18 protein-coding genes and 5 tRNA genes are annotated in these 16,236 nt (G+C 35.5%); 17 read left to right on the top strand and 6 right to left on the bottom strand.

Annotated features, from left to right (window positions below):
- Positions 1-4 precede the first annotated feature (4 nt).
- Positions 5-904, bottom strand: a complete 900-nt coding sequence (locus K319_RS0113930; RefSeq protein ID WP_027384146.1) for a DUF6427 family protein — start codon at positions 902-904, stop codon at positions 5-7.
- A gap of 42 nt (positions 905-946) precedes the next feature.
- Between K319_RS0113930 and K319_RS0113925 the strand changes: the two genes are divergently transcribed.
- A complete protein-coding gene (locus tag K319_RS0113925) occupies positions 947-1,180 on the top strand; it encodes a hypothetical protein (RefSeq protein ID WP_027384145.1) in 234 nt (77 codons plus the stop codon).
- Positions 1,181-1,288: 108 nt separating this feature from the next.
- On the opposite strand, the gene K319_RS0113915 is transcribed toward K319_RS0113925, so the two are convergent.
- The 4 genes from K319_RS0113915 to K319_RS0113900 form a co-directional block, all read right to left on the bottom strand.
- Positions 1,289-1,732, bottom strand: coding sequence for a universal stress protein (locus K319_RS0113915; RefSeq protein WP_027384144.1), 444 nt, complete (start codon positions 1,730-1,732; stop codon positions 1,289-1,291).
- Between the two features lie 89 nt (positions 1,733-1,821).
- Positions 1,822-2,430: a fumarylacetoacetate hydrolase family protein gene (locus tag K319_RS0113910; protein ID WP_027384143.1), complete on the bottom strand. Its 609-nt coding sequence runs from the start codon at positions 2,428-2,430 to the stop codon at positions 1,822-1,824.
- A gap of 89 nt (positions 2,431-2,519) precedes the next feature.
- A complete protein-coding gene (locus tag K319_RS0113905; protein WP_027384142.1) occupies positions 2,520-3,284 on the bottom strand; it encodes a 3'-5' exonuclease in 765 nt (254 codons plus the stop codon).
- An 84-nt stretch (positions 3,285-3,368) separates the two neighbouring features.
- Positions 3,369-4,109, bottom strand: a complete 741-nt coding sequence (locus tag K319_RS0113900) for a CDP-alcohol phosphatidyltransferase family protein (protein ID WP_027384141.1) — start codon at positions 4,107-4,109, stop codon at positions 3,369-3,371.
- Between the two features lie 116 nt (positions 4,110-4,225).
- On the opposite strand from K319_RS0113900, the gene K319_RS0113895 reads away from it, so the two are divergent.
- The 14 genes from K319_RS0113895 to nusG all read left to right on the top strand — a co-directional run bounded on the left by K319_RS0113895 (position 4,226) and on the right by nusG (position 12,512).
- Positions 4,226-6,145 carry an LTA synthase family protein gene (locus K319_RS0113895; protein ID WP_027384140.1) on the top strand — a complete coding sequence of 640 codons (1,920 nt, stop codon included), beginning with the start codon at positions 4,226-4,228 and terminating at the stop codon, positions 6,143-6,145.
- Positions 6,146-6,306: 161 nt separating this feature from the next.
- On the top strand, positions 6,307-6,723 hold the full coding sequence (locus tag K319_RS0113890; RefSeq protein WP_027384139.1) for a DUF2147 domain-containing protein: 417 nt from the start codon (positions 6,307-6,309) through the stop codon (positions 6,721-6,723).
- 158 nt (positions 6,724-6,881) lie between these two features.
- A complete protein-coding gene (locus K319_RS0113885; protein WP_027384138.1) occupies positions 6,882-7,865 on the top strand; it encodes a pyruvate dehydrogenase complex E1 component subunit beta in 984 nt (327 codons plus the stop codon).
- A 253-nt stretch (positions 7,866-8,118) separates the two neighbouring features.
- Complete coding sequence (gene rpsU / locus K319_RS0113880) at positions 8,119-8,316, top strand: 30S ribosomal protein S21 (RefSeq protein WP_027384137.1); 198 nt, start codon at positions 8,119-8,121, stop codon at positions 8,314-8,316.
- Positions 8,317-8,391: 75 nt separating this feature from the next.
- The gene (locus K319_RS0113875; protein WP_027384136.1) at positions 8,392-9,288 is read left to right on the top strand and encodes a tyrosine-type recombinase/integrase; all 897 of its coding nucleotides are present in this window, start codon (positions 8,392-8,394) and stop codon (positions 9,286-9,288) included.
- Between the two features lie 41 nt (positions 9,289-9,329).
- A complete protein-coding gene (locus tag K319_RS0113870) occupies positions 9,330-9,620 on the top strand; it encodes an HPF/RaiA family ribosome-associated protein (protein WP_027384135.1) in 291 nt (96 codons plus the stop codon).
- A 120-nt stretch (positions 9,621-9,740) separates the two neighbouring features.
- A tRNA-Thr gene (locus K319_RS0113865) sits at positions 9,741-9,814 on the top strand.
- Positions 9,815-9,830: 16 nt separating this feature from the next.
- Positions 9,831-9,911, top strand: a tRNA-Tyr gene (locus K319_RS0113860).
- Between the two features lie 80 nt (positions 9,912-9,991).
- Positions 9,992-10,064 (top strand) — tRNA-Gly (locus tag K319_RS0113855).
- Positions 10,065-10,101: 37 nt separating this feature from the next.
- Positions 10,102-10,173, top strand: a tRNA-Thr gene (locus tag K319_RS0113850).
- A gap of 223 nt (positions 10,174-10,396) precedes the next feature.
- Complete coding sequence (tuf, locus tag K319_RS0113845) at positions 10,397-11,608, top strand: elongation factor Tu (protein WP_027384134.1); 1,212 nt, start codon at positions 10,397-10,399, stop codon at positions 11,606-11,608.
- A gap of 53 nt (positions 11,609-11,661) precedes the next feature.
- A tRNA-Trp gene (locus K319_RS0113840) sits at positions 11,662-11,732 on the top strand.
- Between the two features lie 12 nt (positions 11,733-11,744).
- Positions 11,745-11,951 carry a preprotein translocase subunit SecE gene (gene secE / locus K319_RS0113835; RefSeq protein ID WP_027384133.1) on the top strand — a complete coding sequence of 69 codons (207 nt, stop codon included), beginning with the start codon at positions 11,745-11,747 and terminating at the stop codon, positions 11,949-11,951.
- 18 nt (positions 11,952-11,969) lie between these two features.
- Positions 11,970-12,512, top strand: a complete 543-nt coding sequence (gene nusG / locus K319_RS0113830; RefSeq protein WP_027384132.1) for a transcription termination/antitermination protein NusG — start codon at positions 11,970-11,972, stop codon at positions 12,510-12,512.
- 51 nt (positions 12,513-12,563) lie between these two features.
- On the opposite strand, the gene K319_RS0113825 is transcribed toward nusG, so the two are convergent.
- Positions 12,564-13,412, bottom strand: coding sequence for an AraC family transcriptional regulator (locus K319_RS0113825; protein ID WP_027384131.1), 849 nt, complete (start codon positions 13,410-13,412; stop codon positions 12,564-12,566).
- A gap of 109 nt (positions 13,413-13,521) precedes the next feature.
- On the opposite strand from K319_RS0113825, the gene K319_RS0113820 reads away from it, so the two are divergent.
- Positions 13,522-14,745 (top strand): MFS transporter, encoded by a 1,224-nt coding sequence (locus K319_RS0113820; RefSeq protein ID WP_027384130.1) that lies wholly within the window; start codon positions 13,522-13,524, stop codon positions 14,743-14,745.
- Complete coding sequence (locus K319_RS0113815) at positions 14,742-16,226, top strand: trehalase family glycosidase (protein WP_027384129.1); 1,485 nt, start codon at positions 14,742-14,744, stop codon at positions 16,224-16,226. The genes K319_RS0113820 and K319_RS0113815 overlap by 4 nt, the downstream gene beginning before the upstream one ends.
- Positions 16,227-16,236 lie beyond the last annotated feature (10 nt).

Genomic DNA, 16,236 nt, shown 5'->3' with positions numbered 1-16,236 from the left:
AATTTTATACAAAATTAACGATTTTAAAGATTGCAAGCGTAAAGACAATGACCCAAAGTCCCAGTTCCTGCATCCAATATTTTGGGAGAAAACGTAACATCCTACTGATAATAATGCTTGAAGGCAACGCTAGGAGTAACAGATATTCGTAGTGCGTTCCCATATAGAAAATAATCGTTATCAATTGGGCAAGAGAAAATACGAGAACAAATGTGTATTTGTATCGGCTGATCGGGCTTTTCTCATTGTAATGTTTGAAATGGTCGGAAATAGAGTAGAGTAGCATCAAACCAATCGGACCCAGGATATACAACGGATAATAAGAATCCAAAGCCTCGAATTTCCCATAAAAAGGCAAATAAGCCTTGTCCCAAGTTGTATAATGGATGAGATACATCAATCCGAAATAACTCAGTACGATTAAAATAACTCCAAATAATAGTCTGAAAAGATTAAGCCCGATTCTTCCTGAGGTTCCGATAATATGAAAAATTACAAAAACACCCATTGGCCAGCTTGGTGGAAAAACCAAATAATTGAAGGCCAGGATAGAGCCTACAAGCATAAAAGAACTTTTTCTCAATTGGTCATTTTGACTAGTTAAGATCAATAATAGAATAGAGCTCATCAGAAAAGTAAATGCTAGCCCCAACTCAATAGTTCCATCATAAAATGAAGCCACAAAAACTGTGTAGAGGAAAAGCGGAAGATGCGAAAATTGATTAAGCGCAATCGCATTGAATAAAAAATATCCCAAACTGATTCCCGTAAATGTAATTATCGCTGGAAATATATCTATATATTTGAAATCTAATAAATTAAGTGACAGGAATATTAGAAATAAAAAACCGATATAGACCGGAACCGAAAAAATATTGCTTTCTTTAGAAAGTAATCGAAACATTTTTTATAAATTTGTGCAAAGTTAATTTAAAAAAAGAAAAATATGACATCTTTCTGGTTAGCATTAAGTGCAGCATTCAAATGGTCTTTCGGTTTTTTTGACCTTACTGCTAATGTTTTGAATTGGATTTTATTCCTGGTAGCTTCAGGATTTTTCTGCTATTGGTGCTATATTCTGGTAGTCACATTAGGCGCACAGAAAGATAAAGATTATCATTCTCCAACAGAAGGGAAACACCCTTATTACGACCCAAAGATCTACAAAAACGAAGGTTAAATAAATTGATTATATTTATAAAAAACCCGTCTTGTTATTGCAACGAGACGGGTTCTTTTATTTTTTTTAGATCTTGAATAATTATTTTTGACCCTATTTCCCAACATATTATTCTTCATCATGACAAGGAACAACCAAAACAGGGATCTTTGATTTTCTGGTGATTTCTTTGGTCAAACTGCCGATGAAAACATCATAGACACCGCTTCTGCCGTGGGAACCAACCACAATGTAATCAGCTTTTTTTTCGTCAGAATATTCTAAGATTGTATCGCCAGCAACGCCTTGTTTTAGAATGTGAGTACAGTTTACACCTTGAGAGATCACTCTTTGCTCAAGTTTGTTGAGCTCCTTCAATTCGTATTTGATTTCATTTTCTTCCACTTCCGGAAAATACTGGAAGCCCATATCTCCAATCACAAAACCAATATCTGTAGCAGCAACGTGAATCAAAGCGATCTCTGCATTTACATCTTTTGCAAAACTTACAGCATAATCTACCAATTTGTCGGAGCTGTCGGAGAAATCTACGGGTAAAATAATTTTTTTCATAATCTCAAGGTTTATAGTATTTCTAATTATATAAGAGCAAAAACTTAGCCACTTTCATATTTCGAAGTATGATATAAATACATGAAAAGTTACTGGATTTTCAGAGAAAACAATTTGTTGTTTTCGAGGAAAGCTTCCAGCAAATCATTCTCAGAAACTTTTCCAACACCTTTTGGCGTTCCGGTGAAAATCAGATCGCCGACTCTCAAGGTAAAATACTGAGAAGCAAAAGCAATAATATCATCAAAACTGAAGATCATATCTTTTGTATTTCCATTCTGAACCTGTTCGTTGTTTTTTGTCAGAGAAAAATTGATATTCTGCAAATCATAATTTTCTTTTGAAACAAAATCCGAGACTACAGCCGAACCATCAAAGCCTTTTGCCAACTCCCAAGGCAAACCTTTATCCTTTAATTTGGACTGTAGATCTCTTGCTGTAAAATCGATGCCGAGACCTATTTCGTCATAATGTTTTCCCGCATTTTCTTTCTGGATATATTTTCCGCCTTTTGAGATTTTCAGAACAACTTCCAATTCATAGTGAACATCATCAGAGAATTCGGGAATATAAAAATCAGAACCTTTTTTCAAGATAGCGGTATCAGGTTTCATAAAGATTACCGGGTCTTCGGGAACTTCATTTCCCAGTTCTTTTGCGTGCTCGCTGTAGTTTCTTCCTATGCAGATTATTTTCATAATATTAATGTAAAATTTATCAATCTAACAACGTAACAATCCATAATTCCAAATTGGTAGATTGTTAGATTTTCACATTGTTAATTTAATTAGAAGCGGGACTTCAACTGGATTTTTGTAAAGATCTTTTTAGTGTAAAGTGGGAAGTCTGCGCTTTGAAGCCAGCCGTAATAACCCAAATCTTTTTGAAAAACTTCTTTCACAACTTGACCTTTGTATTTTCCGAAAGCAAAAACCTCTTGTTCTTTTTCATTAAAATGAATCATTCCAGCTAAGTCCGCAAATCTGTTCTGAGAAGAAAAATCACTTAACTCAGCAATTTCGTTTGGAACATCTTCATATTTTCCAACCTGTGCGTCCAGAACTTCGAAGGTTGCCATTACGTCGGCTTCTGCAGAATGCGCATTTTCCAAAGTTTTTCCGCAATAGAATTGATAAGCGGCGCCAAGATTTCTCGGTTCTTTTTTGAAGAAAATCGTTTGGGCATCTACAAAGCGATGTTTGCTAAGGTCAAAATCTACATCTGCTCTCAACATTTCCTCCGCCAGAACAGGAATGTCAAATCTATTTGAATTGAATCCTCCCAGATCTGAATCCTTGATCATCGCCATTACTTTGGGCGCAATTTCACGGAAAGTTGGTGCTTCTGCGACATCTTCATCATAGATTCCGTGGATTGCGGAAGATTCTTTTGGGATTGGCATTTCGGGATTCACTTTCCATGTTTTACTTTCTCGGGAAGCGTCCGGATTGACTTTCAGAATACAAATTTCTACGATTCTGTCTTTTCCGATATTGGTTCCGGTGGTTTCCAAATCGAAAACACAAAGTGGTTTATGGAGTTTAAGGTTCATTTCTTATAGTTATAAATTATTAGTTATGAATGATGAGTTTTTTTGTATTAAGATGAATTTTAACTTTTAATTCAAAACTCATAATTATTTTAGTTGTTTTTGGAATATTAATGAAATTAAGATATAATATATAATTACTAAAGGAATTCCGACTGTTTTAAAAATTAATAAAATCAAAATTCCACCAATTAATAAAGCTATTTTTGGATAATTGTCTTTTAATTGTTTTGATTTGAATTTCATCGCAATCATTTTGATTGGCGAGATTAAAAGCCATGAACTTAAAATGGTTATTAAAATCAAAAATGGAAGTGATGGAAAAAAATGAATATTAGTCAAATTTTCACCAAATAAAAATTCTAAATTTCCTGGTAAGGGAACTTGTGTTAAATAGTAAATTCCAAAAATTAAAATCGTGTTACTCGGGGTATTGAGTCCTTTGAAGTAATATTTCTGCTCTTCATCCAGATTGAAAATCGCTAATCTGAGACAAGAAAAAAGTGTTATCAGTAGTCCAAAATATTTTATAAAAGAAGGATATTCCCAAATTCCTATTTCATATTCAAACATTTTATACATCGCAACACCGGGCAAAAATCCAAAACTTACCATATCTGCCAAAGAATCCAATTGTCCACCGAGATTACTGCTGGAACCCAATGCCCGCGCAATGAAACCGTCAAAGAAATCAAGGACCAAAGAAATGACAATGCAAATCGCAGTTGTCTGATAATCGCCTAGAAATAAATGAATGATACCAACACAACCGGAAAAAAGATTCCCTAAGGTAAAAGCATTGGCAAGGTTATTCTTGATAAAGTTCATATCACAAAAATAAGTTTTTTTGTTGGAAGCTCGAAGTTGGATGCTGGATGTTTTTTGTGCTTTGGAAAAACTTCTATCTTCCCACATCTACTTCCATCTTTTTGTAATTTTGCAAAATGAAGAATTTAAGAGGGCAGGAATTGTTTGCCTTGATTTACAGACTTTTTCTGGCTTTTTCCTTTTATCAGATAGCAAGATTATTATTTTGGGTTTTCAATAAAAACTTGATAAAAATACATGGAATATCAGAATATTTCAAATTGTCCTATTACGGAACTGCATTTGATACAACTGCGATTTTGTATGTGAATGCGGTTTTCATTTTGTTAAGTATGATTCCGTTGGTTATCAACACAAAACAAAACTATCAAAAATTCCTATTCTATTGGTATTTCATCACTAATGGGATTACTTATGCTTTCAATTTTGGAGATATTATCTATTACAGATTCAGCCAGGCAAGATTGACTTCTGCTGCTATTGAAGTTGGGAAAAATGAGAATAATCTTGACAGGATTTTTTGGAATGCGGTTTTACAGCATCCGTTTGTCATCGTTTCTTTTGTTGTGCTTTTGTTTATTTGGATTCTTCTTTATAAAAAAGTGGCAATTAAAGATGAAAAACCTAAGAATCTCATTGTTTATTTCGTTTCATCAATCATTAGTTTATGTTTGGTTGCGACTTTGGTTGTTGGCGGGATCCGGGGAGATTTCAAGCATTCTACAAGACCGATCAATTTGGTTGATGCGAATAAGCATGTGAGTAACCCGCTTCAGGCAAATGTTGTTCTGAATAGCGTTTTTTCATTTTTCAGGACAATTGGAACTAATAATTTCAAACTCGTCCATTTTGTTGATAAGAAATTCATTGATCAAGAAATTAAGCCTTATAAATTGTACAATCGCAAAGTGGACTCAAAACCAAATGTCGTTATTTTCATTCTGGAAAGTTTCGGGAAAGAGTATTCCGGCGCATTCAACAAACAAAATAATATTAAAGGTTTTGTTTCTTACACACCATTTTTAGATAGTCTTGCCGATCAAAGTTTGATCTTTACCAATGCCTTTGCCAATGGACGACAATCTATCCACGGAATGAGTTCCGTCTTGGCAGGGATCCCGAGTCTGACAGATGCTTTTACAAGTTCGCCATATTCCAATCAGAAAATCCAATCCATTGTTTCGGTTTGTAATGATATGGGTTATGATACGAGCTTTTATCACGGCGCACCGAATGGCTCGATGGGATTTCAGGGATTTGGAAATATCTTGGGTTTCAAACATTACTTCGGTAAAACCGAATATAATAAAGATGAAGATTTTGATGGCATTTGGGCGATTTGGGATGAACCGTTTTTTCAATATTTTGCAAAGAATATTGGGAAGAAGCAACCTTTTATGTCAACGTTATTTTCGGCATCTTCTCACGACCCATTCAAGATTCCGGAGAAATACAATGGAAAATTTAAAAAAGGAACTTTGCAGATCCACGAACCGATTCAGTATACAGATCATGCTTTGAAAAAATTCTTTGAGACGGCCAGAAAACAACCTTGGTATCAGAGTACGATTTTTGTGCTCACGGCTGACCATACCAATCAGATCAATTATCCCGAATATCAAAAAGCGATGAACCGTTTCGCTATTCCGTTATTGTTTTTCTCTCCCAATCCAAAATATAACTTAAAAGGTATTGATGATAGATTCGCCCAACAGATCGATATTTATCCGACTTTGGCAGATCTACTTGGTTACAACAAAAAAATCCGAAGCTGGGGTAGAAGTTTGTTGTCAGACAGGAATGAAGATTATATGATTGTGAATTCGGATGCGATCAACGAGCAGATGATTATCGGGAACTATATTTATATCTTTAATGGAAAAGAGGTGACGGGAATGTATGTCAAATCGGATTTGGCATTATCCAACAATATTTTGAGTGAAAACCTGAACACTGAACAGAAACTGGGAATCGAAAAGACAAAAGCCTGGTATCAGGATTATATGGATAGGGTGATCAATAGAAAACTTAGATAGAATCATTGTTTAACTTTTTAAAATTCTGATAAATGGCTTTATTTATGCTTCGGATAATAAAAAATACTTGTTTGTTTAAAATAAATTTATATTTTTAACAATGTTAATTTAACGTTAACAGAAAAAGCCTATCAAAATAAAACAACTTAAAATAAAAGACAATGAAAAAATTAATTTTAGCATTTGCCTTGTCATTCATCGGCGTTCTATCATTTGCTCAAATCGAAGGAAAATGGAAAACGATTGACGACGAAACAGGAAAGCCAAAATCCATAGTTGAAATTTCTAAGGACTCTAAAGGAAAATATGTCGGTAAAATCGTTCAGTTATTGATCAAACCAGAAAATAACAACTGTGTAAAATGTAAAGATGACAGAAAAAACAAACCATTGATCGGTCTGGAGATCATCAGAGGGCTTTCAAAAGATGGCAACGAGTTTTCGGGAGGAACAATTACTAATCCAAAAGATGGAAAATCCTATAAAACAGAAATCGTAAGGGAAGGTAATGAATTAAAAGTAAAAGCACTAATTCTAGGAATTGCGGTTAAAACACAGACTTGGCACAAAGTTGATTAAACTAAAATTATGATAAATAGCAGGCTTCCATTCGGAGGCCTTTTTTTATTATTAGCATAACAAAAAAATTAATACTTTTGTATTTCGAAATTTTAAAGGAACATTTTCAAGTGAAACGCATTGCGTTGTATCTGACAAAAAAATAATTAATATTACAGATGAAAGAACATACATTTCGTGAAGTAATTGCTCAGGCCATGAGCGAAGAAATGCGTAAAGACGAGTCTATTTTTCTTATAGGAGAAGAAGTTGCGGAATATAACGGAGCTTACAAGGCATCCAAAGGAATGTTAGATGAATTTGGTGAAAAAAGAATCATCGATGCGCCTATTGCAGAACTTGGTTTTACCGGGATTTCTGTAGGAGCTGCAATGAACGGGAATCGTCCTATCGTAGAATTTATGACTTTCAACTTCTCGATGGTGGCTATCGATCAGATCATCAACAATGCGGCGAAGATCTATCAGATGAGTGGCGGACAGTGGAACTGTCCAATTGTTTTCCGTGGGCCAACTGGTTCTGCAGGGCAATTGGGAGCTACGCACTCTCAGGCTTTTGAAAGCTGGTATGCGAACTGTCCTGGGCTTAAAGTGATCGTTCCTTCCAATCCTTATGATGCGAAAGGACTTTTGAAATCAGCGATCCAAGATAACGATCCGGTGATTTTCATGGAGTCTGAGCAGATGTATGGTGATAAAATGGAAATCCCTGAGGAAGAATATTATATCCCAATCGGAAAAGCGGATATCAAGAAAGAAGGAAAAGATGTAACATTGGTTTCTTTCGGTAAGATCATGAAAGTGGCTTTGCAGGCTGCAGAGGAATTGGAAAAAGAAGGTATTTCTGTAGAAGTTATCGACCTTAGAACGATTCGTCCTTTGGATTATGACACCATTCTAGAGTCTGTAAAGAAAACTAACAGATTGGTGATTCTGGAAGAATCTTGGCCATTTGCTTCGATTTCGACAGAGATCACGTACATGGTTCAGCAGAAAGCATTCGATTATTTGGATGCGCCTATCAAGAGGATCACAACGCCAGATGCTTCGGCACCATATTCAGCACCATTGTTTGCAGAATGGTTCCCGAAAGTGGAAAAAGTGAAAGAAGAGGTTAAGAACGCTTTGTACATCAAAGCATAAAGCATAAGACTCCCGGATTTATTCGGGAGTTTTTATTTGGTAATTATAGTAGCTTGACCCCGCTTTCCGTTTGCAAACTTAACGAAGTACCTTTGCGAATCTTAAAATGTTTTTAATAATATCAAAGATATTGGTAAACTTTGCGTTTAAATTATAAAGTATTCCGTATTCTAATTTTTTCGAAAATAAATCGTAAAAATTTGTAGATTAATAAATAATTCATATTTTTGCACCTCAAAATGAGATGTAAATTATGTTAATAATACCAGTAAAAGACGGAGAGTCTATCGACAGAGCTTTAAAAAAGTACAAAAGAAAATTTGATAAAACCAGAGTTGTAAGAGAACTTAGATCTAGACAACAGTTTATTAAGCCTTCTGTAACTTTGAGACAAGCTAAACTTAAAGCAGCTCACAAACAGAGAAACTTGAGCAAAGAAGAGCAAGCTTAGTTCTTTTTTAGCAAAACATAATAAAAATCACTTCCGAATTTCTATATTTGGAAGTGATTTTGCATTTATATACCTATGATAGAAAGATTCCTGGATTATATTACCGTAGAAAAGAGATATTCTCCACATACTTTGACCAACTACAAAAAAGACCTTTTGGATTTTTCAGCCTTTGTATTAAAGAGTGAAGCTTCCGAAGACATTGTTCATGTGCATAAAAAGGTGATCAAGAACTTTATTGTAGAACTTGGTCGTTCTGGGCTTAGTAAAAGAAGTATCAATAGAAAATTATCCTCGCTACGTAGTTTCTATCTTTTTATGCTTAGACTGGAAGAGATAGACGTTTCACCTATGGAAACAATAGATTCGCTTAAATTCTATGCAGAAAAACGGATTCCTTTCTCAGTGGAAGAGATGGATGTGATGAAGACTGAGATCGAAGAAAAAGGGAAGATGACGTTGTTGGAAAAACTGATCATAGAGACATTATATCAGACAGGGATCAGAAAATCCGAATTGTGTAATCTTTTGTTCGAAAATGTGGATTTTTCAAAAAAAGAAATGCTGGTAATTGGTAAAGGTAATAAAGCCAGAGTTATTCCGCTATCCGATGAATTGTTATCAGATTATCAAACATATCTTAATATGAGATTGGCCGATACAGAAAACCAAAATTATTTTTTCGTTAATAAAAAGGGAAAAAAACTAGGTGAAAAGTTTGTGTATCTAGTCGTTAATAAGTACTTTAGTAATGTTACTTCCAAGCAGAAAAAGAGCCCGCATATCTTAAGGCATACTTTTGCAACACACGTTCTGAACCAAGGTGCAGAAATATCAAAAGTCCAAAAAATATTGGGACATGCCAGTTTGGCAAGTACACAGGTTTATACGAGTGCTAATATAGAAAAGTTGAAAGAGGTTTATAAAAGTGCACATCCAAGAGAAGCTAATAAAAGAAATGATATGAAGTGAAAATTTACATTTTTATTGTTTAACCATTTAAAACAGACGTTATGAAGATTACAATTCAGACAGTAGGTGTTACACCTCATGAACCATTGAAAGAGAGAATTGAAAAAAAATTGAGCAAACTTGAAACATTTTATGATAAGATCGTAGAGTCCGCTGTCTATCTTAAGGTAGAAAATACATCAGACAAATTAAATAAAACTACGGAGCTGGTTGTGAAGATTCCCGGGAATGATATTGTAGTAAAGAAGACTTGTTCAAGTTTTGAGGAAAGTTTGGACGAATGTGTTGAAACAGCTAAAAAACTGTTAATCAAGAAAAAAGAATTAGCTTAAAAAAATAATTAAAATTTTTTTTATAAAATATTTGTAGATTTCAAAAAAGTGTCTCATATTTGCACTCGCAAAACGGAAACAACCGCGGCGCAGAAAAGAAAGCTCTTTTGGAATCTATTTGCCTCCATAGCTCAGTTGGCCAGAGCACGTGATTTGTAATCTCGGGGTCGTGGGTTCGAATCCCTCTGGAGGCTCATTTATAAAAATACTGGGGAGATACCAGAGCGGTCAAATGGGGCTGACTGTAACTCAGCTGCTTCGGCTACGTAGGTTCGAATCCTGCTCTCCCCACTTTTTTATAATTAATTTTGCAGATTGAAAATTTATTTTTAAATTTGCACACGTTTACCAACAATTTAGGAAACAAAATTGCGAAAGTAGCTCAGTTGGTAGAGCGTCAGCCTTCCAAGCTGAATGTCGCGGGTTCGACCCCCGTCTTTCGCTCAAATCACAGACCTCACGGAATGTGATTTTTTTTTAAGCCGACTTAGCTCAGGGGTAGAGTGCTTCCTTGGTAAGGAAGAGGTCACGGGTTCAAATCCCGTAGTTGGCTCTGAAGATCTCGAATCATTTTCGGGATTTTTTTTGGGAACTTTTTTACATTAATTGCTGTAAATTTGTATTCCGGTCCGGGAGTAGGAATAGTGAATTATTTCAAATTATTTTAAATTGAAAATCATGTTATTAATTTTTATATAAAATAATTTTTGATATTTAAAAATTCATTATATTTGCAGACCGAAAAAAAATAGTTAAATAAATTAAATATTAAAATCATGGCAAAGGAAACGTTTAATCGTTCAAAACCACACTTGAACATTGGTACTATTGGTCACGTTGACCATGGTAAAACAACTCTTACGGCTGCTATTTCTGCTGTATTAGCTAGCAAAGGTCTTGCTGAGAAAAAAGACTTCTCTGCAATTGACTCAGCTCCAGAAGAAAAAGAAAGAGGTATTACTATCAATACGGCTCACATCGAGTACGAAACTGAAAAAAGACACTACGCTCACGTTGACTGCCCAGGTCACGCGGATTACGTAAAGAACATGGTAACTGGTGCTGCTCAAATGGATGGTGCTATCGTTGTATGTGCTGCTACTGACGGACCTATGCCTCAGACTAGAGAACACATCCTACTTTGCCGTCAGGTAAACGTACCTAGAATTGTTGTTTTCATGAACAAAGTTGACATGGTGGATGATCCAGAATTGTTAGAACTTGTTGAAATGGAACTTAGAGACTTGTTGTCTACTTACGATTTCGACGGAGATAACTCTCCAGTAATCCAAGGTTCTGCATTAGGAGCTCTTACTGCTGCTACTGCTGCTACAGTTGATACTGAAGATAAATGGTTCAAATCTGTAGAAGAATTGATGGATGCTGTTGATACTTGGATCGAGCAACCACCAAGAGATACTGATAAGCCATTCTTGATGCCAATTGAAGACGTATTCTCTATTACAGGTAGAGGTACTGTGGCAACTGGTAGAATCGAGGCTGGTGTTATCAACACTGGAGATCCGGTTGATATCGTTGGTATGGGTGATGAGAAATTGACTTCTACTATTACAGGAGTTGAGATGTTCAGAAAGATCCTAGACAGAGGTGAAGCTGGTGACAACGTAGGTCTATTGTTGAGAGGTATTGAAAAAACTGACATCAAGAGAGGTATGGTTATCGCTAAGAAAGACTCTGTTAAACCACACAAAAAATTCAAAGCTTCTGTTTATATCCTTTCTAAAGAAGAAGGTGGACGTCACACTCCATTCCACAACAAGTACCGTCCTCAGTTCTATGTAAGAACTACTGACGTTACAGGTGAGATCTTCTTGCCGGAAGGTGTAGAAATGGTAATGCCTGGTGATAACTTAGAGATTACTGTAGAATTGCTACAACCAATCGCTCTTAACGTAGGTCTTAGATTTGCGATCAGAGAAGGAGGTAGAACTGTAGGTTCTGGTCAGGTTACTGAAATCTTAGATTGATCATCTTAATATAATTAAAGTTCCGTAAGGAAACTTACGGAACTTTATAATCTACGGGCATCGTCCAATGGTAGGATACCGGTCTCCAACACCGTTGATCTGGGTTCGAATCCTAGTGCCCGTGCAAAATTAAAATATGAGCTCATTAGTTAATTTTTTAAAAGGTTCTTATACAGAATTTAAAGATAAAGTGGAGTGGCCGAAATGGCCAGACCTGCAGTCTTCTACAATTGTTGTGGCTGTGACTACGGTTATTCTTGCTTTATTTACATTTGGAGTAGATTCTTTGTTCAGTGTTACTATCAAGAATCTTATTGCTACGTTTATTAATCTATTTAACTAATCCAAAATTACTTTCCTCATGAGCGAATCGAAATGGTATGTGCTGAAAGCTATTAGCGGACAGGAAAATAAAGTAAAGAATTATATTGAGAACGAGATCCAACGCTTAGGCATGGATGCTTATGTTACTCAGGTAGTAATTCCTATGGAAAAAGTTATCCAGATCAGAAATGGTAAAAAAGTTCCAAAAGAAAAGCCTTATTATCCAGGTTACCTAATGGTAGAAGCTGATCTTGTGGGAGAAGTTCCTCACGTAATCAAAAATATTCCAGGAGTAATTTCTTTCTTGAGCCTTACAAAAGGCGGAGAGCCTGTTCCTATGAGAAAATCTGAGGTTAACAGAATGCTCGGAAGAATGGATGAACTTTCTGAATTTGCTACAGACGTTGAGATTCCTTTCATTGTTGGAGAAAATGTAAAAGTGATCGATGGTCCTTTCAACGGATTCAACGGAACAATAGAGAAAATCCTGGAAGACAAGAAAAAAGTAGAAGTTTCTGTTCTTATTTTTGGTAGAAAAACACCAATGGAACTGAGCTATATGCAAGTTGAAAAAGTATAGATCTCATATTTATAAAACACAGAGACCTAAGATCATTTCTTAGGTCTTTTTTTATTTTATCAATTCGTTATTGAATTCAGTTGGCGTTTTTCCAACATATTTTTTGAACGCCCGATTGAAATAGGATATATTATTGTAACCCGTACTGTAACAACTTTCTGAAACACTTTTTCCCTGCAGAATAAGATGGCAGGCTTTTTCAATTCGATATTGATTAACAAATTCTGTGAAAGTTATTTTCATTGTTTTTTTGAAAAAATTGCAAAACGAAGGCAAAGTAAGATTTACAATATTCGCCACATCATTCACATCGATCTCTTTCTGATAATTTTTCTCAACAAATGTGAATATGGACTGCAGCCGCTCTTTATTCTTTGAGATGATAGTGTGCGGCATTGCTTCTTTATTCAATAGAACATAGTCCTCTTCCTCCGAAAGTTGAACTAAAAGATCTATTAGTAAAAGATATCTTCTGGAGTTTTCAGTTTTCATCATTTCACGAAGTTTTGGTAGTATTTTTTCTTTGGTAGGGTTACTGAATAAAACACCAAACTTTGAAACGGATAATAATTTTCTGAGAGCTGATAATTCACCAACTTCTTTTGGCAATTGAATGATCTCTTCCCGGAATTGTAAAACGATCTCTTCATGTGGGTCTGAAGAATTGAGACCAAACCCTGAATGAGGCGTGTTGGAGCCAATCAAGACCAGATCTCCATCTCTGAAACTACTTTTATGATAGCCAACATGCCGAGTTCCACTACCGGAAACCACACAAACCAGTTCCAACTCCGGATGATAATGATACTCCCAGCGAAATTCCTTGACGGGAAAGTTCATGTGTAGGGTTCGAAAAGATGAGTTTTCATCGGGCTTAACATTTTCGTAACTTACTTTCATCTGATTAATAAATAATTTTATCAAATATATTATTTTATATTAATGTAGTGTCATTAATAATGTATAGTGTTAAATTAATGTAAACAGTTTGTAGATAATTTTGTAACCGATGAGAAACTTAAATATCAAAGCGGTCCTTTTTCTGAACTATTTTCTTTTTGCCATTCTGCTGAATTCGGTGGGAACGGTAATTCTTCAGGTTCAGCAGAATTTTGGAATTTCAAAATCCGAAGCAAGTATTTTGGAAGGCTTCAAAGATCTGCCAATTGCGATTTGTTCTTTTCTTTTGGCATCTTTTCTTCCTAAGATCGGGCTAAAGAAGTCGATGCTGATCGCATTGGCCCTTGTAAGTGTAATGTGCTCTCTAATGCCCTTCGCTAATGCGTTTTGGTGTTTCAAAATACTATTTTGCGTTGTGGGGATTTCATTCGCATTGATTAAGATTTCTGTATTTACATCCATTGGACTCATTACTAGCAATGATAGAGAACATTCCAGCATAATGGGATTTTTGGAAGGGTTCTTTATGATAGGGGTTTTGGTAGGAAATGTTCTTTTCAGCCTTTTCATAGATGACAATGATCCGCAATCAAAAAGCTGGCTCAATACTTATTGGGTTTTAGGATTGTTGTCCGCTGTTTCTTTTCTGATCCTCTTGTTTTCCAAACTGGACGAAAGTGAAGCTAAGATTGAAAATACAAGTCTGAAAGGTGATATCAAAAATAGTATTGGTTTATTTAAGCTTAAGAAGGTGTTGTTCTTCATTGTCTGCGCATTTTTATTCGTACTTGTTGAACAGAGTTTCCAAACCTGGACACCCACTTTCTATAAAGAAATTCTTCACCTTCCCACAAGTATGGCTGTGCAGGCGGGAGCTGTTTTGGCGGGAGCATTTGCATTGGGAAGATTTCTTTCTGGTTTTTTTTCCAAAAAATACAAATGGATATATGTTGTTTCGTTTTGCGTTATCTGTTTTGCAGTAAGTATCTTCTTGGTTTTACCATTAACTCACAACATTCATCTTGATGAAAATGTAACTTGGTTTAATGCGCCTTTGGCAGTTTATATTTTTCCATTGATGGGTGTTTTCTTAGCACCGATCTACCCAAGTATCAATTCTGTGATTCTTGCATCAATTCCGAAATATTTACAAAGTTCTATGTCTGGCCTTATCGTGGTTTTCTCTGCAATTGGAGGCACACTTGGCTCAATGATAACGGGATTTGTATTTCAGGAAACCGGTGGGCAGCAAGCATTTTATCTCTCATTCGTTCCATTATCACTATTACTGATCTTTGTAATAATGATGAACAAACAACTTAGTAAGAAATGAAACATTATACCGATATAAAAGATTTTTACAATCTGTTCGAAGCTGTTCAACAAGCTGAGATTTTCGAAGACCAAAAAACGATGGTTGATGCCATTCCTCTGTTTCCAATTGATGGAATAGAGAAGAGATATGAAGAAGTAAAAGGTAATCCTGATTTTGATTTAAAGGAATTTGTATTACAAAATTTCTTTTTGGAACAATTATCAGAAAAAGAGAGTGATAGTTCCGCAAAAAAGCTTCCTATCAAAGAGCATATTAAAAAACTTTGGAATCAGCTTACAAAAACAGCTTATGAAGAAAGAGGAACCCTTTTAGGACTTCCTAAGCCATATATTGTCCCGGGAGGTAGATTCATTGAGTTTTTTTATTGGGACAGTTATTTTGTGATGTTGGGACTACAGGTTTCAGGAAATATCGAAATGATGAAGAATATTGTTGAGAACTGTTCTTACCTGATCATGAACTATGGCTTTGTTCCAAATGCCAGCAGAAGCTATTTCCTAAGTCGTTCACAGCCTCCTTACTTTTCTTTGATGTTGGATCTGATATACGAAACCACAAATGATGAAAAGATCTACTCTCAATATTTCGAAACATTAGAGAAAGAATATCATTTCTGGATGTCCGGAATTGAAGATCTGGAAAAAGGGAAAGCTGTCAAACGTGTTTTGAAGACCAATGAAGGCGATATTCTGAATCGTTACTATGATGATGAAAATCTGCCTCGTCCGGAAAGTTATTTAATTGATGTCAAAGATTTTGAAACGTCGAATAATCAAGAGTTTTACAGAAATGTAAGAGCAGCTTGCGAATCGGGTTGGGACTTTTCTAGCAGGTGGTTTGAAGACGGAGAGAATATCCAAACGATCTATACTTTGGAGCTAGCCCAAGTTGATGTGAATTGTCTTCTCTGGCACCTCGAAGCAACACTTGCAAAGGCGGCTCATATCGATGGAGATTTTGACCTCGAAGAAAAGTATAAATCCTTATCAGATAAACGTAAGTCAAATATTGAAAAATATTTCTGGGACGAGGAGTCTAAGATTTACAGAGACTTTGATTTCATAAAGAACAAAAACACACAATCCGAACATATAGCTTCTTTGTATCCATTGTTTATAAAGCTTTCTAGCAATCAACAAGCTGAAGAAATGAGTAAAAGAATTTCTGAAAAATTTCTTCACTCCGGAGGTCTTGTCACTACTACAAAACAAACCGGTCAGCAATGGGACTTTCCTAATGCCTGGGCTCCAAATCAATGGATAGGCTATGTAGCTATGAAGAATTATGGCTTTGATGATCTGGCCGAGCAGATTAAAAATAACTGGAGCGGAAATGTGGAACGTGTTTACAACAATACAGGAAAACTGATGGAAAAGTATAATGCCGTGGATGTGAAAAGTATTGCAGGCGGAGGAGAATATCCAAATCAAGATGGATTTGGGTGGACCAATGGGGTTTATTTGAAAATGAACAATTAACCTTAAATAA

The sequence above is a fragment of the Epilithonimonas caeni DSM 17710 genome (genome assembly GCF_000426465.1).
GTDB classification, from domain to species: Bacteria; Bacteroidota; Bacteroidia; order Flavobacteriales; family Weeksellaceae; genus Epilithonimonas; species Epilithonimonas caeni.
The sequence above is the reverse complement of the archived record's forward strand: the minus strand, read 5'-3'. Positions and strand labels throughout refer to the sequence as shown.